23 protein-coding genes are annotated in these 22,564 nt (G+C 62.7%); 16 read left to right on the top strand and 7 right to left on the bottom strand.

Annotated features, from left to right (window positions below; translation table 11 throughout):
* Positions 1-150 precede the first annotated feature (150 nt).
* The 3 genes from EJ076_RS15570 (at position 151) to EJ076_RS15580 (ending at position 3,088) form a co-directional block, all read left to right on the top strand.
* On the top strand, positions 151-1,884 hold the full coding sequence (locus tag EJ076_RS15570; protein WP_126068479.1) for a PAS domain-containing sensor histidine kinase: 1,734 nt from the start codon (positions 151-153) through the stop codon (positions 1,882-1,884).
* Entirely contained in the window at positions 1,859-2,671 is an 813-nt protein-coding gene (locus EJ076_RS15575) for a peptidoglycan-binding protein (RefSeq protein ID WP_126068480.1), read from the top strand. The genes EJ076_RS15570 and EJ076_RS15575 overlap by 26 nt, the downstream gene beginning before the upstream one ends.
* Positions 2,672-2,740: 69 nt before the next feature.
* On the top strand, positions 2,741-3,088 hold the full coding sequence (locus EJ076_RS15580) for a DUF1491 family protein (RefSeq protein WP_056580674.1): 348 nt from the start codon (positions 2,741-2,743) through the stop codon (positions 3,086-3,088).
* Here EJ076_RS15580 and EJ076_RS15585 read toward each other — a convergent pair.
* Positions 3,066-4,103 carry a hypothetical protein gene (locus tag EJ076_RS15585; RefSeq protein WP_109662514.1) on the bottom strand — a complete coding sequence of 346 codons (1,038 nt, stop codon included), beginning with the start codon at positions 4,101-4,103 and terminating at the stop codon, positions 3,066-3,068. The two genes, EJ076_RS15580 and EJ076_RS15585, sit on opposite strands and share 23 nt — an antisense overlap.
* A gap of 412 nt (positions 4,104-4,515) precedes the next feature.
* Here EJ076_RS15585 and EJ076_RS15590 point away from each other — a divergent pair, with 412 nt between their 5' ends.
* Both EJ076_RS15590 and EJ076_RS15595 read left to right on the top strand, forming a co-directional pair.
* Positions 4,516-5,211 carry a hypothetical protein gene (locus EJ076_RS15590; RefSeq protein ID WP_126068481.1) on the top strand — a complete coding sequence of 232 codons (696 nt, stop codon included), beginning with the start codon at positions 4,516-4,518 and terminating at the stop codon, positions 5,209-5,211.
* Between the two features lie 203 nt (positions 5,212-5,414).
* Entirely contained in the window at positions 5,415-5,603 is a 189-nt protein-coding gene (locus tag EJ076_RS15595) for a hypothetical protein (protein ID WP_109662516.1), read from the top strand.
* Positions 5,604-5,699: 96 nt separating this feature from the next.
* Here EJ076_RS15595 and EJ076_RS15600 read toward each other — a convergent pair whose 3' ends face one another.
* From EJ076_RS15600 to EJ076_RS15620, 5 genes are all read right to left on the bottom strand, one after another.
* The gene (locus EJ076_RS15600) at positions 5,700-6,269 is read right to left on the bottom strand and encodes a DUF1254 domain-containing protein (RefSeq protein WP_126068482.1); all 570 of its coding nucleotides are present in this window, start codon (positions 6,267-6,269) and stop codon (positions 5,700-5,702) included.
* Positions 6,262-6,846 carry a DUF1214 domain-containing protein gene (locus EJ076_RS15605; protein WP_126068483.1) on the bottom strand — a complete coding sequence of 195 codons (585 nt, stop codon included), beginning with the start codon at positions 6,844-6,846 and terminating at the stop codon, positions 6,262-6,264. The genes EJ076_RS15600 and EJ076_RS15605 overlap by 8 nt, the downstream gene beginning before the upstream one ends.
* 123 nt (positions 6,847-6,969) lie before the next feature.
* The gene (locus EJ076_RS15610; RefSeq protein ID WP_126068484.1) at positions 6,970-9,123 is read right to left on the bottom strand and encodes a penicillin-binding protein 1A; all 2,154 of its coding nucleotides are present in this window, start codon (positions 9,121-9,123) and stop codon (positions 6,970-6,972) included.
* A gap of 189 nt (positions 9,124-9,312) precedes the next feature.
* The gene (locus EJ076_RS15615; RefSeq protein WP_126068485.1) at positions 9,313-10,245 is read right to left on the bottom strand and encodes a dimethylarginine dimethylaminohydrolase family protein; all 933 of its coding nucleotides are present in this window, start codon (positions 10,243-10,245) and stop codon (positions 9,313-9,315) included.
* Positions 10,246-10,273: 28 nt separating this feature from the next.
* Positions 10,274-11,869, bottom strand: coding sequence for an amidohydrolase (locus EJ076_RS15620; protein ID WP_164548652.1), 1,596 nt, complete (start codon positions 11,867-11,869; stop codon positions 10,274-10,276).
* Positions 11,870-11,953: 84 nt separating this feature from the next.
* Here EJ076_RS15620 and EJ076_RS15625 point away from each other — a divergent pair, with 84 nt between their 5' ends.
* From EJ076_RS15625 to EJ076_RS15650, 6 genes are all read left to right on the top strand, one after another.
* On the top strand, positions 11,954-12,850 hold the full coding sequence (locus EJ076_RS15625) for a LysR substrate-binding domain-containing protein (protein WP_109662545.1): 897 nt from the start codon (positions 11,954-11,956) through the stop codon (positions 12,848-12,850).
* 119 nt (positions 12,851-12,969) lie between these two features.
* On the top strand, positions 12,970-14,064 hold the full coding sequence (locus EJ076_RS15630; RefSeq protein ID WP_126068487.1) for an ABC transporter ATP-binding protein: 1,095 nt from the start codon (positions 12,970-12,972) through the stop codon (positions 14,062-14,064).
* A 69-nt stretch (positions 14,065-14,133) separates the two neighbouring features.
* The gene (locus EJ076_RS15635) at positions 14,134-15,249 is read left to right on the top strand and encodes an ABC transporter substrate-binding protein (protein WP_126068488.1); all 1,116 of its coding nucleotides are present in this window, start codon (positions 14,134-14,136) and stop codon (positions 15,247-15,249) included.
* A 28-nt stretch (positions 15,250-15,277) separates the two neighbouring features.
* Positions 15,278-16,111: an ABC transporter permease gene (locus EJ076_RS15640; protein ID WP_126068489.1), complete on the top strand. Its 834-nt coding sequence runs from the start codon at positions 15,278-15,280 to the stop codon at positions 16,109-16,111.
* The gene (locus EJ076_RS15645; RefSeq protein WP_109662555.1) at positions 16,111-16,917 is read left to right on the top strand and encodes an ABC transporter permease; all 807 of its coding nucleotides are present in this window, start codon (positions 16,111-16,113) and stop codon (positions 16,915-16,917) included. The genes EJ076_RS15640 and EJ076_RS15645 overlap by 1 nt, the downstream gene beginning before the upstream one ends.
* Positions 16,918-17,045: 128 nt before the next feature.
* Positions 17,046-17,663 carry a LysE family translocator gene (locus EJ076_RS15650; protein WP_245463054.1) on the top strand — a complete coding sequence of 206 codons (618 nt, stop codon included), beginning with the start codon at positions 17,046-17,048 and terminating at the stop codon, positions 17,661-17,663.
* A gap of 31 nt (positions 17,664-17,694) precedes the next feature.
* Here the strand turns inward: EJ076_RS15650 and EJ076_RS15655 are convergent, their stop codons facing one another.
* The gene (locus EJ076_RS15655; RefSeq protein WP_126068491.1) at positions 17,695-18,483 is read right to left on the bottom strand and encodes a fumarylacetoacetate hydrolase family protein; all 789 of its coding nucleotides are present in this window, start codon (positions 18,481-18,483) and stop codon (positions 17,695-17,697) included.
* 319 nt (positions 18,484-18,802) lie between these two features.
* Between EJ076_RS15655 and EJ076_RS15660 the strand changes: the two genes are divergently transcribed.
* From EJ076_RS15660 to EJ076_RS15680, 5 genes are all read left to right on the top strand, one after another.
* On the top strand, positions 18,803-19,210 hold the full coding sequence (locus EJ076_RS15660) for a DUF3168 domain-containing protein (RefSeq protein ID WP_109662561.1): 408 nt from the start codon (positions 18,803-18,805) through the stop codon (positions 19,208-19,210).
* Between the two features lie 172 nt (positions 19,211-19,382).
* The gene (locus EJ076_RS15665) at positions 19,383-19,682 is read left to right on the top strand and encodes a hypothetical protein (protein WP_126068492.1); all 300 of its coding nucleotides are present in this window, start codon (positions 19,383-19,385) and stop codon (positions 19,680-19,682) included.
* A 92-nt stretch (positions 19,683-19,774) separates the two neighbouring features.
* Positions 19,775-20,440 (top strand): response regulator transcription factor, encoded by a 666-nt coding sequence (locus tag EJ076_RS15670; RefSeq protein ID WP_023812809.1) that lies wholly within the window; start codon positions 19,775-19,777, stop codon positions 20,438-20,440.
* The gene (locus EJ076_RS15675; RefSeq protein ID WP_126068493.1) at positions 20,424-21,857 is read left to right on the top strand and encodes a HAMP domain-containing sensor histidine kinase; all 1,434 of its coding nucleotides are present in this window, start codon (positions 20,424-20,426) and stop codon (positions 21,855-21,857) included. Before EJ076_RS15670 ends, EJ076_RS15675 begins: the two co-directional genes overlap by 17 nt.
* A 188-nt stretch (positions 21,858-22,045) precedes the next feature.
* A complete protein-coding gene (locus EJ076_RS15680; protein ID WP_109663332.1) occupies positions 22,046-22,483 on the top strand; it encodes a hypothetical protein in 438 nt (145 codons plus the stop codon).
* Positions 22,484-22,564: the final 81 nt, after the last annotated feature.

Raw genomic sequence — 22,564 nt, forward strand, 5'->3', positions numbered from 1 at the left:
ATTCCTTAAACGCTGGATGCGAGTTTCAGAGCCAACCAGAACGATCTGCAAAGCAGAGCTGTCCACGACGATTACGGGTGCGTTGAGTTGAGTTCAATCAAGGCCAGATACGTTGAATTGCCTGGCGCGATTGCCGCCGGTTGCGAACGTATGGTCCATCCGTCCATCATTGAGCAGAGCGACCGCGAGCGCCAGCGCCGCTTCATCGGCGTCATGCTCGCCGCTCCTTTCTTTGCCGCGGGTGCCGCGGTCACGCTGGTCACTTCGGGCCTGGGCGCCGCCGTCACCATGGCCGTCATCTTCGCGGCCTTTGGCCTGTGCTGGTTCGTCGCCTTGCTGGTGGCGGCGACCGGCAAGATGGCGATAGCGAGCCGGATCGCCCTGGCGATGGCGGGCATTTCTCTCGGCAGTCTCATTGCCGCCGCGGGCGGGCTGAGTTCGCCTGTCGCCATGCTTGTCGTGGCGCTGCCGTTCGAAGCCTGGTGGATTGGCGCCTCACGGCGCGCAGCGCTGTGGGGAGCCGTGTCGGCCGCTGTGGCCATCCTGGCTCAGCCTCTGGCTGGAACCGTGTTCCCGTTCGCAGGAGCGCAGATCGCGGCGTGGCACTGGCTGGTGCCGTTGGCCTGGGCGCTCACCTTGATCCCGCGCGCATCGGCGTTTCGAAACACGGCCGATGCGGCTGATGTGGTCGACACTGCCGACCGGCTCGAAGACATCATCGATGCGGTGATCTTGCGCGTCGCCCGTCATGGCGAGGTTCTGGACGCTTCGCCAAAGGCGCGCACGCTTTTGAAATTGCCGCCCGAACTGCTGTCTGGAAACGGCCTCTTCGACCGCGTCCATCTGTCGGATCGCGTCTCCTATCTCAGCGCCCTGGCCGACATGCGCGACGGCGCGCTGTCGCGCCGGCTCGAATTGCGCATCAGGCTGCCCCAGAACGGCAATGGCCTGGTCGCTGACAATTATCGGCCGTTCTCGCTCGATCTGGTGCGAGCTGAGGAACAGGGCGACGTCTTCACGCTTGTCCTGCGCGAGAATGACGAGATTGCCCGGCTGCGCGAGGATCTGGCGGCGGCCAATGAAGCGGCCGCGTCCGCCGAGGTGGCGAAGGGGCGCTTCCTGGCGGTGGTCAGTCACGAACTGCGCACGCCGCTGAATGCCATTATCGGCTTCTCGGACATGCTGCTGCATGAAATGTTCGGCGCCTTCAAGGATCCGCGCCAGAAGGAATATGTCGGCCTGGTGCGGGATTCGGGCCAGCATCTGCTTGCCGTCGTGACCTCGATACTCGACGTGTCCAGGATTGAATCGGGCGTCTACGCGACCGAACCGGAGCCGTTCCGGTTCGCGGACGCGGTCGACATGTGCCAGTCGATGATGCAGCTGCAGGCGCAGGCCAAGAACATCGATCTGCAGGTGCAGATCGCGCCGGACGCCGGCGACATCAATGCCGATCAGCGTGCCGTGCAGCAGATGCTCATCAACCTCGTCTCCAATGCGATCAAGTTCACCCCCGATGGCGGCGATGTCGTCGTCGGCGCCAAGCGGATCGGTTCGCGCCTGCATTTCTGGGTCAGGGACACCGGCATCGGCATCGCCGAGGAGGATTTTGCCAATCTCGGCAAGCCCTTCATGCAGATCCAGAACGACTACACCCGCCGTTTCGAGGGGACCGGTCTCGGCCTGTCGCTGGTCAAGGGCCTGGTGGCGCTGCACGAAGGCACGATGTCCATCGAAAGCATGCCGGGCGAGGGCACCACGGTGACCATCAGCCTGCCGGTGAACGGGCCGAAGGGGCATCAGGCGGAGAAGGCCGGCGTGCTGACGATGCCTGTGGCCATGGCGAAAGGGGACAGAAATGGCTCGCTCCGCAAAACAGCCTAAGGCTGTCAAGCGCCGCAGCAATGCCTTTGAGGACGGCGCCGTCGCCGTCGGCGGCATGATCTCGCGCAATCCTGTCCTGGTGGGTGGCTCGACGGCATTCCTGGTGACGTTGTTCTACGTTTCCGCCAATGCCTTGTGGTATCAGCCTTTCCCGCATGCCGGCGCGTTTTTTGCCACCCGCAGCATCCAGGGCTTTCCGCACGTGGCGTCCGACGAACCTGAGACGACGTTCAACATCGTGCGGCCATCCGGCGCGCCGGCGCCGATCAAAGGCGATCCGGTGGTCGAGCAGGTGCAAGGCATACTGAAGGATCTCGATTTCTACCCCGGAACGGTCGACGGCATTTCCGGGCCCAACACGCGCAAGGCCATCCAGGCCTATCAGCAGAAGGTCGGGCTCAACGCGTCCGGCGAGATCGACGCGCTTCTGTTGGATCAACTGGGCGCGACGCCGAAAACCGCTTCCGTCGTACCCAGACCGCAGCCGCGTCCGGATATGCCGGCCGCTGTTCCGGTGTCTTTGCAGACAAATTCCGGGCAAGCGACTTCAGGGCAGGCGAATGCCGCCGATCCGAATGTCGCGACGCAGGCGCCCGATGCCCGCATCGTCAAGATCCAGGCCGGGCTCAAGGCGTTCGGCAATGACAACATGCAGCTGGACGGCGTCGTCGGCGCGCGCACCAAGGCGGCGATCAAGGAATTCCAGTCGCTGTTCGGGCTGCCGCAAACGGGCGAGCCCGATGAGATCGTCTACGTCAAGATGCGCGAGATCGGCCTGACCAACTGACTGGGAAATGACAGCTCGCCGAGCAGCGGAAATATCGATAGATAGCCGCACGCCTTCCGGAGTTGTCTCATGCGCGTCACCTCAGATCTGTGGGTTTCGGCCCTACTGCGCCGGGTTTTCGGCGCCGGCGGATTTGCCGCCGTGGTCAAGCGGGGCGCAACCGAAGCCGGCGCTGTTTTCGTCCTGGCGCGGGGCAGGCTGGGCGAGGTTGCCCTGTTCGGACCGGCGCCGCAGACAAGCTACGATTCGGCCAAGCCCGACGACCGGTTTTTCAGTCTGCTCGGGGCCGGTGACGATGCCGCCGTACTCGATGCCAGGCTGGAAAGGGAGAAAAAATTCGATCCCGACATCTGGGTGGTCGAGATCGAGGCCGGCACTGTGCCCGTCGAGGAACTTATTTCCGTGAAGACGCCCTGAGGCCGGAGGTCTCGGCCGCATCGTCGCTGTTCGATGCCATGCGGGTGTCGCTGTTTGCCGGTGCGGCGTCGCGAACCACCCTCGAGAGGGTTTCGGCTTTCCAGTACCGTACCTTGTCCAGGGCGACATCGCGATGTAGCAGGCGGTAGCGGTCGAGGAAGGTGCGGATGGCTTGCGGATGCGGGAATTGCGCTGGGTAGACGGCTACGGTGATCAGGAAGGCCCTGTCTTCGCTGAGGTCTAGCGAGCGCAGTGCCGCAAGCAGCGACGCGTAGTTCTGGTTGGCGGTGAGCGATCGTGCGATCGAGAAATCGATATCGAGCGCATCGGCGAGCGCGGTCTGGAAGAACGCGGCGTTTCCCGTCAGCGCTGTCTCGCGCAATTTCACATAAGTGTCGGCGCCCGTGAAAGGATCGGCGGTCGCCGCTGCCGCCTCGTCGCCCGTGCGCATCATCGAGCGCAGCCTGCGCCGTGCATTCTCGGCTGCGATGCCGAGCGCCTGTTCTCGGGCGGACTCGTCGGAGGCCGTTTCCGTGCGCACCGGCACGATCTCGTCTGCTGCGATGGCTTTCGCATCCGGTTCCCGCACGCGCACCAGGCTTGGCCTTTCCAGCGCCCTGATCAAATCGGCGATGGTCGGGTTCAGGCCCTTGCGGCGTGCAATGGCGCGGGCATGCGGCAGGCCATGTCGCCCGATCAGCGCGATGAGATCGATGTCGCTGACGGCGCGGGAGCGGATGAGCAGCGGCGCGGCAATGTCGACCGGTTCCTCGCAGAGACGGCGCACCAAAGCGGCGGGGGCGTATTCGCATTCGGAAAGGGCGGCCGCCACGTAACGGCGAGATTCGACGGACACATTGTCGAACAGCGGCAGCGTCAGGTCTTCGAGCTGGCCGATCTCACGGCGTGAAGGGCGGGTGAGCGAGCAAAACGCCGACACCGCGGCGCGGAACAGCCTTTCGGCCTTTCCCGAGTCTTTTCGTACCGCGATTTGCCTGAAGTCCGAAGATGACACGAAGGATACGCCCGTACTCGACACAAGCTTGGCCACGCTCGACCGGGACTGTGTCGGTTTCGCGAGTGCCAAGAACAAAGATCAAGTTAGCGACGATCCGTTAGCGCTCCGTTAACCTAAGCCGTTGATCTCATCCGTTTTAGAGATTTAAATAACGAGAACATTTTATTTCAAACGCCGAAAGTGTTCTCGAAATATATGTCACCCTACCGCCGCGCCAATATTGCAGCTTTCTAAGAGCAGCAAAGAAACTTTCTGTGCGGCCGCAAGGTTCTCTCGGTCATAAACTGTGGGAGTTGTAACCGATTTCGAGTGGCCGTCCATCTGGCAGCCATCCTCGCGGCTCCGCATCTGCAGATTGCAATGCCGACAGGAAAATGAGATTTGTGGTGGACGGGCAGTGGGGAAAATCATGAAATCAAAACCAATTGGCGCGGCAGTTTTGATTGCCGCAGGGCTGTCATGCTCGACCGCTTTTGCATCAATCACACTTCCAAAATGTGAGCAGATTAAAAAGATAAGCCTCCCTTTGAATGATACCGAATTCAAATCGATGTTCGGTGAATCAGGGACCAATACGTCTGCGGAGGAATTCAAGAGCATCTATAACAAGGTTATGGACTGCTTCCATGAGAGCGAAGTCCAAGGTCAAGCTTTTGGAACTTATGATCGACAGACATTTCCTATGCTGTTTTTGCAGTCGTTCGACAAGTTCACGCGAGTGAGCATGGCTAATCAGGTTGCCTCCGATGGAAGCGATGAAGGTGACGAGAACCAGACCGCTGTAAACCAGCAAGACGCACAGCTAACCAGCGCGTTAGCGCCATATTACGTCGCGTATCTCACGGCCGATTTTTGTAATAAACACGACGCCGCATTCAGCGAGGAGGATGTCAGCAAGATTTCGGCTGTTGTTAAGAAGGCGTCAGACTCTTCAGGGTTGCCACAGGAAACCAAGGACAAAATCTGGAACACGCTTCAAGCTAACCTCAATGCCCAATCAGCGACGATAACTTATGAAGGCTGTGCAGAAACAAAAACACAGATCGGTTATTTGATGCCGCAGGTTTTCGGCCCGGACGGGAGCGAACCGAAAAACCCATTTTGACGCGATAAATGAATGGGCTGGCTGACCGAATATCGCCAGCCCGAGGCGTTTTAGGTTTCCGTATTAAACGGTTTGCCCGTTTCGGCTAATTTTAGTGGCATTTCAAGGTGCTAGGTAAACGCTCCGTTAACCCTCTGCCGGCCTTAATGATATTTGGAGGCGTTGCGTTGTGCTCCGGGGAAACCGAGAGGAATGCGCGAACCATGGGCATGGTACTGTCTTTCGTGCCGCGTACGGCACCAAGCAATCGGACAAAGCAAACCGCCGAAATTCCGGCGGCGGTGATCATCTTTCCCGGCATCCGCTATGAGCGGTCTCATGCCGGCGAAGTGCGGCCGGTCGATCCCGACAAGCCGGGATCGCCAGGGACGAAGCCGGTCCCGCATCACTAGAGCATGATCCCGAAAAGTGGAATCCGGTTTTCGGAAAAGATCATGCTCAAACAATAAGATAGAGCCCATCCCGATTCCATCGGGATGGAACAGGCTCTAGAAGTCCTGCAACTCGCAGGAACTCTGCTCGAAGAAGCGCGATACGATCGGCTTCCAGCTGTCGTCGGGCACGAAGGCGCGGATGACGAAGATGCCTTCCTCGATCGGCGCTTCGACAAAGATCGCTCCCTGAAGGTCCTCGGGAAGGTCCTTGCGCACGTCGATCATCTGCGCCGGTGTCAGCACGACGGCATCCAGCACGCCGCCGGTCGCGGTGTGGTCGTTGAAGGAATAGATGTTGTGGCCGCTGCGGTCATAGACCGACACCGACCAGAACGGGACATGTCCAGGCGCCTTGATGCGGACCATGCCTTCGCCCAGGTCGAACCGGCATGCCGTTGCGTAAAACAGCGGATCGACGGATTTCACCACGGGCGCGCCACCGGCCTCGGCATCGAGCCGCGTCATCCTGTAGAGATCCGACGCCATGGACAGCCGCGACCAGGCGTCGCGTTCGGAAAACTCAGGCACCAGAAGCAGCACGGCGATGTGCACGATGCCGGCGCCGAGCAGGCCGAGCAGGACGGCATGCAGAAGTCTGCGCATCGCCGCGTAAAAATTACGCATCGCAGCCGACCTTGACGATATGCGGTAGCGAAACGTCCGAAAGGCCGGTGCTGCTGGCGATCGGCGTGTCGTAGAAGGTCAGCACGAAATACATCCTGCCGAAGCCGTCGGTCAGCAGCCAGTTGCCCGGCATCGGGTGATGGCCGGCGGAAATGACGACCGAGTTATCGGGCTGTCGTACAACACCATAGGATTGCAGCGCCGCCAGCCGGGGTTTGCCGGTTTCGACCACGCCGAGCGACTGGTCGGCGGCATAGAGCGTCCAGAACCGCGCTGTCGGAAATCCACCCTCGATGGTGTAGGTGCATTCGCGCTTGAGCTCGGCGCCGCCCGTGTCGCGCTCGGCGACGAAGGACAGCCCTTCGGCGCGGCCGAGCGCAAGCACGCCCTCGCGCGCCACGCGGGCCTTGGAATAGGGGTCGGCCGACGGCGTTCCGATATCGGGAAAGGCCGTCCACTGGCCGATCCGGATGGCGCCGACGCCATCCTGGACTTTCAGCGCATACCAGACGCTGCCGCCACCGCCGACGATGGCTATGGCAAGCGAAAGCAGCGTCAGGAAGGCATTTTTGAGCATGAAGGGCCGGGGACACCGAAGAGTTGCCGCTCGGGGATATCGCGGCGTGGGGCCTTGTGGCAAGCGGGCCGATGGATTTGCCCGCCCAGACCAGTTGGAAAGACCCATCCCAGTCCGAAAGGATCACAGCGCCGACAGCGTCTCCGGCGGTTGAGGCGTACTGAGGGCGGGCGCCGACTGGAACAGCCTGGTCATGTCCCGCAGCGTCTGGGTGGTCCGGCTGGACAGCACCGGCGGCCGTTCGGCGGCTGCGTCGGCCGCCGCCTGCGCGTCGGTCTTCTTCTGCGCTTCCTCGGCCTTGGCCGCGATCTCCTCGTCGATGAAGGGCTTGTCGATACCCGGGATCGGCTTGAGGTCGATGTTCTGGTGCGCGTAGACCATCAGTCGCTGCCACACCATCGCCGGCAGCGAGCCGCCCGTCATGTTCTTGGTCGGCGTGAAGTCGTCGTTGCCCATCCACACTGCCGCCGTGTAGTTGCCGGTGAAGCCGACAAACCAGGCGTCGCGGTAGGATTGCGTCGTGCCGGTCTTGCCGGCGACGACGATGTTGGGAAGTTGGGCCCGCCGCGCCGTGCCCATCACCGGCACCGCGGCGAGCATGGTGTTCATCGATTTGAGCGCCTGCTCCGACAGCACCCGGTGTGGCGGGGGAGCATCCTTGGCGAAATCATAAACCACCTCGCCGGTGCGGGTCACCAACTGGGTGATGCCGTGCCGGGAGCCGACGAAGCCGTTGTCGGCGAACACGCTGTAGCCCGTCGCCTGGTCCATCACCGTCATGCCCGAGGTGCCGAGCACCATGGTCTTGTGCGCTTCGAGCGGCGATTCCACGCCCATCGCCTCGGCCATGGCCTTGATCGGCGGAATACCGAGATAGTCCTTGGCCAGCCGCACCGGCACGGTGTTGATCGATTTGGCCATTGCCATGATCAGCGTGACGTTGCCCGCCGATCCGCCGCTGTAATTGTGCGGCGACCAGCTGCCCCAGCTGATCGGGCCGCCGGAAATGATGGAGTTGGGGGTGAAGCCGTGTTCCATCGCCGTTGCGTAGACATAGGGTTTGAATGACGAGCCGGTCTGGCGCAGCGCCTTGGTGGCGCGGTTGAACTGACTGGCGCCATAGTCGCGGCCCCCGACGATCGCACGCACCGCGCCGTTGGTCTCGATGACGACGACCGCGCCCTCGGTGACATTATATTCCTTGCCGAACTGGCGCAGGTGGAACTCCACCGATTCTTCCGCCGCCTTCTGGATGTTGGCGTCGAAGGTGGTGTGGGCAACGAGCGAGTGCTGGCCCGGTTTGGCGATTTTCTTGACCTCGTCGAACGCCCAGTCGAGGTAATAATCCGGGCTTTTCTGCTCGCCACGATCGACGACATCGGCCGGATGCAGCCTGGCCTGCAGGACTTGACCTTCGGTCATGAAGCCGGCGTCGACAAGGTTCGACAGCACCACATTGGCACGCGCACGCGCCGCGGGCAGGTTGATGTGGGGAGCATATTTGGTCGGCGCCTTGAACAACCCGGCCAGCATCGCCGCCTCGGCGAGGTTCAGGTCCTTGACGCTCTTGCCGAAATAGAAATCGGCGGCCGCCTCGATGCCGAACGTGCCGCCGCCCATATAGGCGCGGTCGAGATAGAGCTGCAGGATTTCCTTCTTCGACAGATTGGCCTCGAGCCACAGCGACAGGAAGGCTTCCTTGATCTTGCGCTCCAGCGTGCGCTCATTGGTGAGGAACAGGTTCTTGGCCAGCTGCTGGGTGATGCTGGAACCGCCCTGGACGACGGAGTTGGCCCGCACATTCTCGAAGATGGCACGCGACAGGCCGAGCACATCGATACCGTAGTGATCGAAGAAGCGGCGATCCTCGGTGGCGAGCACCGCCTTGATGACGTGATCGGGCATCTCGTCGACCGGCACCGAGTCGCGCTGGATGATGCCGCGCTGGCCGATCTCGTTACCGTAGCGGTCGAGGAAGGTGACGGCGAAGTCGCCCTGGGCGCGCCAGTCGCCGGCCGTGTCCTGGAAAGCCGGAATGGCCAGTGCCAGCATCACCACAATGCCGCCGGCGCCGAGCGTGAAACCCTCGCTCAACACTTCAATGATGCCGCGACGCCAGCCGTTGACGCGGAAGCGCCGCGAGAAGATCGTCGCGGCTTCCCAGAACTGGCGCGCCTTGAAACCGATCTCGTAGAGCGAGGAATCGATCCACGCGTCGAGCGCCAGCAGCCGGGCGGCGATCGGACCTCTTCTCTTGCGCGGTTCAGGACTGGCCATTCGGAAATCCGGCTAGGCGATTGCCCGACCTGAGAACCGCAAACCGGCAATTTCAGGGCGACGCGTTCCGGGAGACTATTCCTCCATTTTTTCAGCAGCCACAAGGGCGCCGAAGACACAGCGGCGGGTTTGTTGCTGAGGGGCGGGCCGGGAACATAGTCTGGGCCAGCCGCATCGAGTTTTGCTGCCTCAGGCCGGTTCGCGCTTCAATGCTTGCGCCATGCAGTGGATGCCGCCGCCGGTCTTCGAAATCTCGCTCATGTCGACGGCCGCGACCTCGAATCCGCGCGCCTTGAGCTGGCCGATCAGCGTCTGGCTGGAGGTTGGCGCGATCACCCGGTCCTTGCCCAGCGACATGAAGTTGCAGCCGAGCGCCATCGTGTCCTGGAACGGCACGTCGATGATCTCGTGGCCCTTGCCTTTCAGCCAGTCGACAATGCCGGGCTCGGTGCAGGCGAGGCAGACAGCGGTCAGCTTTTCGGCGATCGGCACCACCATCAGGTCAATATGGACATAGTACTCGTCGATGAAAGCGATGCGGGTTTCCCAGCCTTCCTTGTCGAACCAGGCCTGGACTTGGCGCGCACCTTCCTCCTGCGTACGCGCGCCGCCGCAGCCGATCAGCACCACACCGTCCTCGATGACGTTGAAGTCGCCGCCCTCGAACGTACCCGCCGTGACCATGTCGTAGATCGGGATGCCGAGCTTTTCGTAGGTGCGGATCGCGGCGTAGTTCTCGCCGCGCCGCCACCAATTGGCCATTGCGGTGATGAAGGCGCCGTAGGGCGTCATGACGCTGGAATCGCGGGAATAGACCTGCATCGGCAATTCCGGTGTCGGCTCATGCCAGTGGATGTTGACGCCGAAATGCTCGTAGGCGGCAACCAGGTCCTTGTGCTGCGCCTGCGCGATCTGCACGTTGCAGGGCGCCTCGCGCAGATGCTTCCGCGACAGCGAACTGGTCGACAGATGACGCAGGAAATTGGGCGAGCCGAGCAGGACGTCGGTCAGCACGTCGGTCTCGTTGGCGAAGCCCCAGGCGGTCAGCAGCTTGGTGCCGCCGGCCGGGTTGCGGCGCTGCAGCGAAAACGGTTCTGCAACTATGCGGTCATGGACGGTCATGGGGTTCTCCTCGTGATTAGATCAGCGGTCATTTGGCTTGGGGAATGCTCGGTATCCACCAATCGCGTCCGCGCGGGGTGGTGACATATTCAGGCCAGCGGAAATGGATCGGCGGCTCGTAGTCACAGAGCGGCGCGATCCAGTTCGAGCCGCCGATTCCGCCTCCGGTGCGGGCGACGAATTCATTCATCGCCGCATCGCGGGCGGTCTGGTCTTCCAGCAGGCGAAGGGCGGCGAGTGCGATCGTGCGGGAGGCGCAGGCCACCATCGGGTCGATGGTGGCGGGAATACCGCCCAACGCATTCATTACCCATGACGGATAGGGGTAGCCGGTTTCCGAACGCAGCGCCGGGCGGGCGACATAGAAGCGCGCCGTCGGCGTATGCCAGCTCATGTCGGTGTAATCGTCGGAGGTCGAGTTGACCTGCGAGGGCGGCAGATCGCGGCGCAGGATCGCTTCCGCCGCCTGCGGCTCGACTAGGCGCTCCAGCTCTTCGATGAACGGCTCGTCGCTTGCCATGCGCCCGGCATTGACCTGTATTTCGCGCGCGACTGCCTTGGCGTCCTCGTCCCAGCGCGGCGGCCCGACGGCCGACAGTGCTCCATAGGCGATTTCGGCCATGGCATGGTTGGCAAGTCCCGGCCGTGACTTCGACACCCAATGCCGCTCGGTGCGGCAACCACTCATCGCTGCCGCCGCTTCGGCATTGCGGTCGAGCACGGCGGTGACCTGCTCGGCCATGGCAAGCGTCGGCACGCGGATCATGTACTGGATCTCGGCCAGCCCCGCCGGCAGGTTGTCGGCGGTCGCCTGGCCGGCCGTCAGGATCGCCTCGCTGATTGACCAGCCGCCCTGGTGCGGCAGCATGGAATCGCGCAGAGCCTTGGAGGCCATGTACATCATCAACAGTGCGTCGTTGGCACCGGGCGCGCGCGCCGCCGAATGCGCTTGTGGAATGGGCGCTGCACCCGCCGCCCGCGCCCAGCGCTCCGGTTGGTCGCAGATGAAGCGATAGATCATCGCGTAAGCCGCGCCGCAATGCGTGTCCCAGCGCGCCGTGTTGCAGAGCGGCAGCATGTAGAAGGGATGGAAGGAGATCATACCGGCAAGGCCGTCATAATAGCCCTTGGCGGCATGGATCGGCTTTGACCCACGCACCTTTTCCGCCGGCTCGCCGGTGAAGCGCAGTGTGCCTGATATGCCGTGGTGCTGCATCGCCGCCTTGGTCGCCAGCAGCCCGCCGAGACTTGAAATGCCCAGCCCGGAATGCGGGTCGGTATGACCACCGGCATGTTCGGAGAGGCCTGGGCGCGGGCGCTCGACCGTAACCGCATCCTGGCAATTGCCCGGCACCGCGTCGTACTCGGCGTACATGCCGATGGTCGGGCCGGGGCCGTTGGTCCAATGCGCGCAGAAGGCGGTCGGCATGCCGCCGGACCCTTCCTCGACGGAAAAGCCTTCGCGCTTCAGCCGCTCAACATACCAGGCGGCGGATTGATACTCGCGCCACGCGGTCTCGCCGAAATCGAAGATGGTGCGTGTCCACGCGGACAGCAACGGCTGGATGCCGTCGAGACAGGCAAGGGCGGTTGCTTGCGCCGAGGTGGCCACCGGGTTCTCCATGGCATGAGAAGAAAGCAGTGAAGCGGTTCGCCAAAAAGTGATATGTTTTCCCGGCTCATGCAAATTCGGTTCACCTGAGGCTCCTTGCGCATACCATCGACACAAGCGCTGCGCGCGCTCGACAGCTTCGCCCGCCACGGCAGCGTCTGGCGCGCCGCCGACGAGTTGCACCTGACCCGCAGCGCCGTCAGCCACCAGCTTCGCCTGCTGGAGCGCGACCTCGGCTTCGATCTGCTCGAACGCATCGGCAAGGGCGTGGCGCTGACGCCGCGCGGCCAGCGCTACGCCAGCGATGTCCGCAAGGCATTGACCGTGCTGGGCGATGCGGTGACGCGCGATGCCGGCACCGGCGTCGGCGGCTCGTTCGCCGTCAGTTGCACGCCCGGCTTCGCCTCGTTGTTCCTGTGTACCCATATCGGCGAGTTCCGGCAGATGTACCCCGATGTCGCGCTGCGCATCCTGACGCCACGCCGGCTCGACGATGTCAGCAATGCCGAGGCCGATGCCTTCATTGCGTTTGGTGTCGGCAATTGGCCGAATCGGGCGGTCGAACCGCTCTGCGAAATCTCGTTCACACCGCTTTGCAGCCCGACGCTGCTGAACAAGGTCGGTGGCTTTTCGAGGCCGTCGGACGTGCTGCGCGCCAATCTGCTGCATCTCGATGACACCGAGGATTGGGCGCGCTGGCTTGCCCTGTCCAAGGTGGAAAACCCTGACACGGAGGGTGGCATCTTCTTTTCCGACATGAACCTGGTCTTTTCGGCGGCGATTGCCGGCCAGGGCATCGCCATGGGCGACGAGTTGACCAGCCGTCGGGCGCTGAGCGAAGGCCGGCTGGTTAGGCCGTTCGACATCGCGATCAAGTCGCCGCGCTCCTATTTCCTGGTCTCCGAACACGCCAAGGCTTCGCATCCGGTGCTGGAAGCGTTCGCGGGATGGCTGAGGTCGAAGCTATCGGAGAACCGCATTCTGCCGTATTGAGGGCATAGCGGGCCAGTCCGCCATAGATGAATCAAATTTGCCGATCACGCGAAAACTATTCGGTTGCGGTGAGCCGGCACCCTGCCTACGATTTCGATAAGCGTTAGGGAAAGGGCAGTATGCAGCAACCCGGCCGTGCCGCAGAGATCAAGGCAATCGGGATCGGCAAGAGCTTCGGCTCGTTCCGTGCGCTGGACAATCTGTCGCTCGACATCGGCCGTGGCGAGTTCCTGACCCTGCTCGGGCCGTCCGGTTCGGGCAAGACCACCTTCCTGATGATCCTTGCCGGTTTCGTGCAGCCGACTGAGGGCAAGCTGTTCAGCGACGGCGTCGACATTACCGACCGGCCGGCCGAGCAACGCGCCGCCGGTATGGTCTTCCAGGGCTACGCGCTGTTTCCGCATATGAGCGTCGAAGCCAACATCGCCTTCCCCCTCAAGGTGCGCAAGAAATCGGCGGCCGAGATCAAGCGCCGGGTCGGCGAGATGATCGAGCGCGTCGGCCTCAAGGGCCACGAGAAAAAACTGCCGGCGCAGCTGTCAGGCGGCCAGCAGCAGCGCGTGGCGCTGGCGCGCGCGCTGGTGTTCGAGCCGGGCGTGCTGTTGCTCGATGAGCCGTTTTCCGCGCTCGACAAGGGCCTGCGCGGCCAGATGCAGGCCGAGATGAAGCGGCTGCACCAGGAGACTGGCACCACCTTCGTCTTCGTCACCCACGACCAGAGCGAGGCGCTGGCGCTGTCGTCGCGCGTCGCCATCTTCAATCACGGCAAACTGCTGCAGGTCGGAGCGCCCGACGAGGTCTACGACCGGCCGGACAACCGCTTCGTCGCCGAGTTCCTCGGCGAGATCAACATGCTGCCGCTGAAGGGCGTGCGCCCGTCCGGCAATGGCTCGACCGGCCTCTGCGAAGACCGCACGATCAGCATGGGCTGCAAGGCCGAACTGGTGCGCGGCGATGCAATCCTGGCGATCCGGCCCGAATACATGTCGATATCGGGCGAGGCGGCAGACGGCGAGAACGGCATTGCCGCGACCGCGACAAACTCCACCTATCTCGGCGCGGCGACGCGGCTTGACCTGACGACGCGGCAAGGCGCCAAGGTCACGGTCTCGGTGCCCAACGAGGTAGCGGCCGCAGCGCTCAGCAAGGGCAATTCCGTCTGGCTCACCTGGCCGGCGGAAAAGGGTTTCCTCCTTCCGCATGGAGGACAATGACCAACGGTGCGGCGAGACACGCGCACCACCGTTTTCCAGTATTATCAACGACAAAAAAGGGGAACTGACATGACACATGATACTAAGAAACAAGCCATCGAGAGCCTGTCCGTCAGGGCAGGTCGCGGCGAGATCTCGCGCCGGCAGTTCACGCAGCTGGCGGCGCTCGTGCTGGCCGGCACGCCGATGCTGCTGCGCTCGACCGGTGCCTTTGCCGCTGCCAAGGAACTGGTGCTGGTCAACTGGGGCGGTGACGCCATCACCGCCTATGACGCGGCCTATGGCCAAGCCTTCACCAAGGACACCGGTATCACCGTCAAGATGGACGGTTCGGGCCCGACCGAAGGCGCCATCGCCGCGCAGTTCAAGAGCGGCGCGCCGACCTGGGACCTCGTCGACGTCGACCCATTCTCAGCCATCACGCTCGGCGCCCAAGGGGCGCTCGAGCCGATCGACTATGCGATCGTCGACAAGAAGAAGATGCGCGAGGGCTTTGGCTGGGAATACGCTGCCTCGACCTATTTCTTCTCCTATGTCATCGCCTATGATTCCGAGAAGTACGGCAAGGACGCGCCGACCGGTATGGCCGATTTCTTCGACGTGAAGAAATTCCCCGGCAAGCGCTCTCTCTACAAATGGGGCGTGTCGAGCTGGGAGGCCGCCCTGCTGGCCGACGGCATCGCGCCGGCTTCGCTCTACCCGCTCGATCTCAAGCGCGCGCATGACAAGATCGCCGCCTTCAAGGAAAACGTCGTTGCCTATTGGGGTGGCGGTGCCGAGAGCCAGAGCGTGCTGCTCAATGGCGAGGCCTCTATGGCGATCGTCTGGTCGACGCGCGCTTCGCTGATCGAGCAGGACTCGGGCGGCAAGATCAAGTTCATCTGGGACCAGGGTCTGATCTCGCCCGGCGCGCTCGCGGTGCTCAAGAATAACCCCGGCGGCAAGGATGCGGCGATGAAGTTCATCGCCAGCGCCCAGGATCCGCAAAAGCAGCTGGTCATGTTCGACAAGCTCGGCCAGGGTCCTGCAAACCCGGCCGCCGACGCGCTGATCCCCGCCGACAAGAAGCGCATCAACCCGGTCGACCCCGAGAACATGAAGAAGCAGATCGCGCTCGACATGGACTGGTACGCCAAGAACTACGGGCCGGCGCTCGACGAATACACCAAGATCATCTCGGCCTGACCACCAGGGGCGGGATAATCTGGTTCAAATGAGATCCTATCTCTCCGACAGGATGGGCGCGGCGCTGTTGATGGCGCCGCTGCTCCTGTTTCTCATCGTGGCCTATGCCTGGCCGTTCCTCGGCGTCGTCAAATGGAGCTTTACGCTGCCGACGCCCGGGCTCGGACAGTATGAGGCGCTGCTCACCGACGATCTGGTACAGTCGGTGTTCATCCGCACGCTGCGCATCGCGGCGGTCGTCACCGTGGTTTCGGTGGCCGCCGCCTACGCCATCACCGTCGTCTGGGTGCGCGGCACCCCGGCACAGCGCCTGATCGCCGAGTTCTGCATTCTCGTTCCCTTCTGGATTTCCGTGCTGACCCGTGCCTTCGGCTGGGTGGCGCTGTTGTCCAACCGCGGCCTGATCAACACCTGGCTGCAGGCGATCGGCTTCATTTCCGAACCGCTGGCGCTGGTGCGCAACGAATTCGGCGTCATCGTCGGCATGACGCATTTCCTCATTCCTTTCGCCGTCTTCCCGCTGGCATCGGCCATGCGCAGCCTGGACGATCGCGTGCTCTTGGCCGCGCGCGGGCTCGGCTCCAGCCGCATGCGCACCTTTTGGACCGTGTTCGTGCCGATGACGCGCTCCGGCATCATCGGCGCGGCGATGATCGTGTTCGTCTTTTCGCTCGGCTTCTTCGTCACGCCGGCGATCCTCGGCGGCGGCCGCAGCGTCATGATTGCCGAGCTGATCTATCTCAGGATATTCCAGAGCCCGGACTGGGGCCTGGGCGCGGCGATCAGCGTTGTGCTGGTGCTGTTCGTCGGCGCGCTGATGGCGTTGCTGTTCCGCTATGTCAGACCGAAGCAGTTGATCTGATGCCGACCTATCGCCCCGGTCCCGTCTCGCTGATCATCGCTGCCTTCGTAGCGCTGTTCCTGCTGATGCCGCTGCTTGCCGTCATCCCGGTATCGCTGACGCCGAGCCGCATGCTGGCGATGCCGTCGGGCGAACTGTCGCTGCGCCACTACCGGGCGCTGATCGAGGATCCACGCTGGCTCCAATCGATCCTGCTCAGCATCCGCATCGGCATCGTCAGCAGCGCCTTTTCAACCGTGCTCGCACTGTGTTTCAGCCTCGGCGTGTGGATGTTTCAACCGCGCTTCACCGCGGCCCTGGTAGGCTTCGTGCTGCTGCCGATGGTGGTGCCGCCGGTGGTCTCGGCGATCACGCTCTACTTCCTGCTGACCTCGATCTCGGGGTTTAGCTCTTTTTTCGGCTACGACACTTGGCTGGGTGTCGCCATGGCGCATGCGGTGATGACGGTGCCTTTTGCCACGGTGCTGATCCTGGTCTCGCTCAGCCAACTCGACCGGCGCATCGACCTTGCCGCGCGCGGTCTTGGCGCCACGGTGTGGGAGCGCGCCACCCGCGTCATCATGCCCAACATCAAGTTCGGCATCATCACCGCAGCACTGCTCTCCTTCGTCCTGTCCTGGGAAGAAATCGGCGTCACCCTGTTCATCACCTCGGTCAACGCCATCACGCTGCCCAGGCTGATGTGGATGGGCCTGCGCGACAACATCGACCCGGCGATCGCTGCCCTGTCGGTGATCCTGATCATCATCACCGTGCTGGTGCTGGCGGTGCGCAGTTTCGTGGCCAGGCAGCGCGGCGGGCACTAGGCGAAACCGCCCAACCGTAACGGGTCCATTCATACGGAAATCCGCGACAGTCCTAACCGCTATGTGAAGGACGTTACGGAAGGTCTGCGGCCGGCACACTATCCAGCGCCATGGAAAACCTGCCGCTGGTGACGTTTGCCTTCATATCGGCGCTCGGGATGGCGGTTCCGGGGCCGGATGTCGTGCTCGCCATCACCAACGGGTCACGCTATGGGGTCAGGCACGCCTTCTTTGGCATGGCCGGTGTGGTGCTCTCGGACATCGTCCTAATCTGCATGGTGGCGCTTGGCTTCGGAGCGCTTCTGGTGGCTTCGGAATTCTACCTTTCAGCTGTCAGGATGGTCGGCGCCTTCTATCTGCTTTTCATCGCTGTCGGCGCGCTTCGCAGCTCCACCGAATCCCGCCATGCGTTCGATCCAGGCTTTCCCGACAAGGCTCACGCGACCAAGGCACTCATAGTTCGCTGTTTCGTGGTGGCGGTTACAAACCCGGAGGCATGGCTGTTCTTTCCCGCCGTCCTGCCGCCCTTTGTCGACAGCAACGAGCCGATCGCGATGCAATACGCGGTCCTGGCAATCATCATCGCAGCGGTGGATGTTTTCGTCCTGATGCTTTATGCCACGCTTGGATCACGGGCAGCGAGGCTTCTGGCCGGCCCGAACGCAGTGTGGATCGACCGGCTCTATGGTATCGCGCTGCTCGGTCTTTCAAGCGTTCTGATCCTGCAATCTCTTGGGCATCTCTGAAGCACGTTGCGGTCAGGTAGCACCGAGCGCACTAGATAAAACGCACCGAGACGCGACCAAATCTGCCTAGATCGCCGGTGACTTCGTCGCCGGCCTCGACACTTATCGGCGTCACGCAGGTGCCGGTTATCACCACCTGTCCCGGCTGCAGTGCTACGCCCAGCCCCGACAGTTCATTGACGATCCAGGTAAGCGCAATACGAGGGTCGCCCAACACAGCTGCCCCTGTCCCGTTGTGCTGCGACTTTCCAGAAACGAAAGCGACCACCGGGTGCTCCGCGAGATCCACGTCGCGCCAATCTCCTTCTACAGCCTCGCCGATCACAAACAGATTGGCACAGGCGTTGTCCGCTATGAGCTGCGGCGCCCCGACGGCGCAGAAATCGTCATAGCGTGAGTCCGGTATTTCGATCGCCGGGTGCAAGGTCGCCACGGCCTCCATCACCTCGGCGATTTCATAGGGTACTGGGCGAGGTGGCAGCTGGCGGCCGAAACGGAAAGCGAATTCGATCTCGGCCACACGCATCTTGCTCGTCGCCAGGGACACTGTCCCGCCGACCTCGACCGCTTTTTCTGCCAGCAGACGCCCGGCCATCGGGCCGTCGACGTTGATATGCCTTTGTCCGGCCAGACTGGTTGCGGCAATCTTCCAGCCGAAAAGCGGAGCCACCGAGCGATCCAGCACATGCGACTGGATAGCGTAACCTTCGCTCCGCGTTTGTGGCCGCAACTCCGGGGGTATGGCGTCGAGACGGGTGCCCTTGTCCCAATGGCCCACCAGCAACTGCGACGCAGCCCTGGCCTGTTCTGGATCAAGCATCATCAGCCCCGGAAATCGAAAGAAGGCATTCGCAGCCCGCCGCTTCGTGGAGAACAGCCAGCAAGAAACATTCCGCCATGTGGACCCGCCCATATGCGGCAAGGTTAGGTGACCAGGAACCGAGTGTCCACATTCATGCCCCGCTCGCCAAACATAGCTAGCTGCCCTCTGTCAGCCCCTGAGTGCTTGCGCTTCGCAGCTTCATCGTTAGGCTGCGCGGCGCCCGCTGATTGGCTAAGCCGGGCAGAAGCCGGATACGCTTGAGCGGCGGTTCTGGCGCGGCAATGATCCGCAAGGCCGCGACAGGGAGGAAGAAACGATGACCGCGCCCGGTGATTTGCAGCAGGCACTGTTTCTGAGGCTGAAAAGCGATGCATCACTGTCGGCGTTGCTGGGCGGCGCCGGACTGCTCGAACGGGCAACGGATAATACCGCTTTTCCATACGTGACCTGCGGCCAGACCAGCGCCTTCGACTGGGATACCGGCGCTGAGAACACCGATGACCAGTTGATTACGCTGCATATCTGGTCGAAAGCCCATGGCGAAGCCGAAACGCTTGCCATCATGGCCGCCATCAAGGCGCGCCTTGCCGACGCAGCGCTGGTGATTGGCCCTCGTGGCCAGACTCGGTTGACGTTGGAATTCGCCGAGGCCCGCCATGACGAGGATCTGCTCGTGCATCACGGGCTTCTGCGCTTTCGCGCCATAACGCAGGAAAATGCCTGATGTGCTTTCAATATGGCCGAAACGGAGTCTAGACTGGCGTTTCCAGGATTTCGCTTGGTTGGGCGGCGAAATCCCGATCGGTTGTCTGGTGTTTCAGGGGTGTAGCGGGCATGGTCTTGGCGGCGTTCACTGTTCATTTCACGTTCAGCACCGATGCGTTACAACGCCGACCATGAAAACGCTTCGCTCCCACTTCCGAACCGCGACACTGGCGCTCTGTGCTGCCGGGCTGTTTGCGTCGCAGGCGATGGCGATGCCGGTCATCGCGCCCGACCAGGCCAGCCCGATCCTGCTGGCGGCGTCCGATTGCTACGCGATCGGCCAGCAGGTGGCCGAACAGAATGGCGGAACGCTGGCCAAGGCCTCGCAATCGACACGCGGCGGTCAGCCTGTCTGTGTCATCGTCGTGCTCGTTCCGGGTAAGGACGGACAACGTCCGCGCCGTTCCGAAATCGTCGTTCCGCTGAACTGACCCAATCTTCCATCTTACAGACCTCCGTTTCCCAGGCCGCCGGAATCGGCCTATATCTGACCCCTAGTCCTTCAACAGGTATCGAACTCCGCATGCGCGTACTCGTCGTCGAAGATGACAAGGATCTCAATCGGCAGATATCGGATGCGCTGGTCGATGCCGGCTATGTCGTCGACCGCGCCTTCGACGGCGAGGAAGGCCATTTCCTCGGTGACACCGAGCCCTACGACGCCGTGGTGCTCGATATCGGCCTGCCGCAGATGGACGGCATCAGCGTGGTCGAGCGCTGGCGGCGCGGCGGCCGCAAGATGCCGGTGTTGATCCTGACGGCGCGCGACCGCTGGAGCGACAAGGTCTCCGGCATCGATGCCGGCGCCGATGACTATGTCACCAAGCCGTTCCACATCGAGGAGGTGCTGGCGAGGCTACGAGCCTTGATCCGGCGCGCTGCCGGCCATGCATCGTCCGAACTGACCTGCGGGCCGCTGCGCCTCGACACCAAGGCCTCCAAGGCCGATGTTGACGGCGTGCCGCTGAAACTGACGTCGCACGAATTCCGCCTGCTTGCCTATCTGATGCACCATATGGGCGAGGTCGTCTCGCGGACCGAACTGGTCGAGCATCTCTACGACCAGGATTTCGACCGCGATTCCAACACCATCGAGGTCTTTGTCGGGCGGCTGCGCAAGAAGATGGGCATCGACATGATCGAAACCGTGCGCGGCATGGGCTACCGCATGCGTGAGCCGGAGGCGTAACTCGGAACCGCTCAAACCAACCGCAAGGGCGCCGCTTTCGCTGCGTTTGTGGCCGCGTTCGCTGACGTTCCGCGTCATCGCCTTTTCCACGGTCTGGGCGATTGTGACGCTTGTTGTCATCTTCACCCTGATCACCACGCTCTACCGCCAGGCCAGCGAGCGCGGCTTCGACAGCCTGCTTTCGGCGCATCTGTTCAATCTGATCGGCTCCATCGGCATTTCCGACAGCGGTGCGCTGACCGGCGCGCCCGACCTCGGCGACCTCCGGTTCTCGGAGCCGAATTCGGGCTGGTACTGGTCGGTGGAGCCCGCGTCGGAAGGCGTGCATGGCGATCTTCACTCGTCGTCGATGACCACGACGATTCCATCGCCAAGCGTCGCCGATGTGCCGTTCAACGCCAGCTTCCAGCGCAGCTATGCGGCCGAAGGCATCGATGGCGAACAACTCGAAGTGTTCGAGAGCGAATTCGTTCTCGACTCCAAGAACCGCGCCGCGCGTTTCCGCGTCATGGGCAACCAGAGCGAACTCGAGCAGGAGATCGCCACCTTCCAGCGCCGCCTGCTGACCTATCTCAGCCTGTTCGGCATCGGTATGATCGCCATCAACGCGATCGCCATCCTGCTCGGCCTGCAGCCGCTGCGCCGGGTCAGGAACGCGCTCGCCATGGTGCGCGAGGGCACCGCGCAGAGGCTCGACGGCCAGTTTCCGGCCGAGATCGAACCGCTTGCCAACGAAACCAATGCGTTGATCGAAAACAACAGGCGCATCGTCGAGCGGTCGCGAACCCAGGTCGGCAATCTCGCCCATTCGCTGAAGACGCCGCTGGCGGTGCTGCTCAACGAGGGCCGGGCGCTTGGCGGCGCCAAGGGACAGCTGATTGCCGAACAGGCCGCTTCCATGCAGAAGCAGGTCGAGCACTATCTCCAGCGCGCCCGTGTCGCGGCGCAACGCGACAGCGTCGTCTACCGCACGCCGTTGACGCCGCTGGTGCAGCGCATGGTGCGGGTTCTGCAGAAGCTCAATCCGCAGACAAACCTGTCGCTGTCGCTGCCGGCGACCGAGATCGTCTTCGCCGGCGAGCGCGAGGACCTTGAGGAATTGCTGGGCAATCTTCTCGAAAACGCGATGAAATGGGCAAAGAGTTCGGTGTTGGTCTCGGTCGTGCCTTCGACCGGCAAGGACGATCCGGCGAGCCTGTTCGAGATCAGCATCGAAGATGACGGCCCGGGCATTCCCGAGGACAAGGCGCGCGATGCGCTGAAGCGCGGACGGCGTCTGGACGAGACGAAGCCCGGAACAGGACTGGGGCTGGCCATTGTCGCCGACCTCGTCAACGAGTATGGAGGCGTCCTGGCGCTCGAACGGTCCGGCATGGGCGGATTGAAGGCGGTGGTGCGATTGCGGAGCCTTCAGTGATGTTCACCAGGGCCAATCGACATCGAGGGACGGGAGATGTTATTGGCGGCATGTCGATTGGTCCCGAAGCGGCCGGCAGCGGCCAAATTTCCGACAAATATCAATACTATGGCCACGCTGACTTCTCCGATGACGCGGCCCCCGGCGCATCCATGGCAGGCTCCAACTCAAGAAAACCGGTTGTTGGCATGAAGATTCGCGTCGCCCTTGTTTCCGCATTGCTGGCCGTTTCCGGCTGCACCACCTTGAGCGGCAAGGCCCCTACCGTAACGCCGACACCGGCCTCGACGCCTCCTTCCAGCGGCAAGGTGACCACGACGATCATTTCGGCGATGGGCGGCGGCCTCGTCAGTGGATCGATCGGCGCCGGCCTCAGCGAGGCGGAAAAGCGCAGTGCGCTGGAGGCTGAATACAAGGCGCTCGAATATACGACCAGTGGCCAGAAGGTGACGTGGAAGGGCGCCCAGGCTTCGCGCTACGGCGAGGTGGTTCCGGCACAGCCCTATCGCGTCGGTTCGCAGGACTGCCGCCAGTACACGCAGACGGTGTTCACCGGCGGGGCCGGGGTCACGGCGCGTGGAACCGCTTGCCGCAACGCCGACGGCAGCTGGACGCCGCTGACCTGACAGTCAATCGGAGCTGGTTGGTATCCGGCCGGTTGATGTCGATCAAGGACATGCGGCGCACCTGCCGTCAAAGCGTCGCAG

Origin of the sequence: Mesorhizobium sp. M7D.F.Ca.US.005.01.1.1 (genome assembly GCF_003952545.1) — a bacterium.
Classification (GTDB): Bacteria; Pseudomonadota; Alphaproteobacteria; order Rhizobiales; family Rhizobiaceae; genus Mesorhizobium; species Mesorhizobium loti.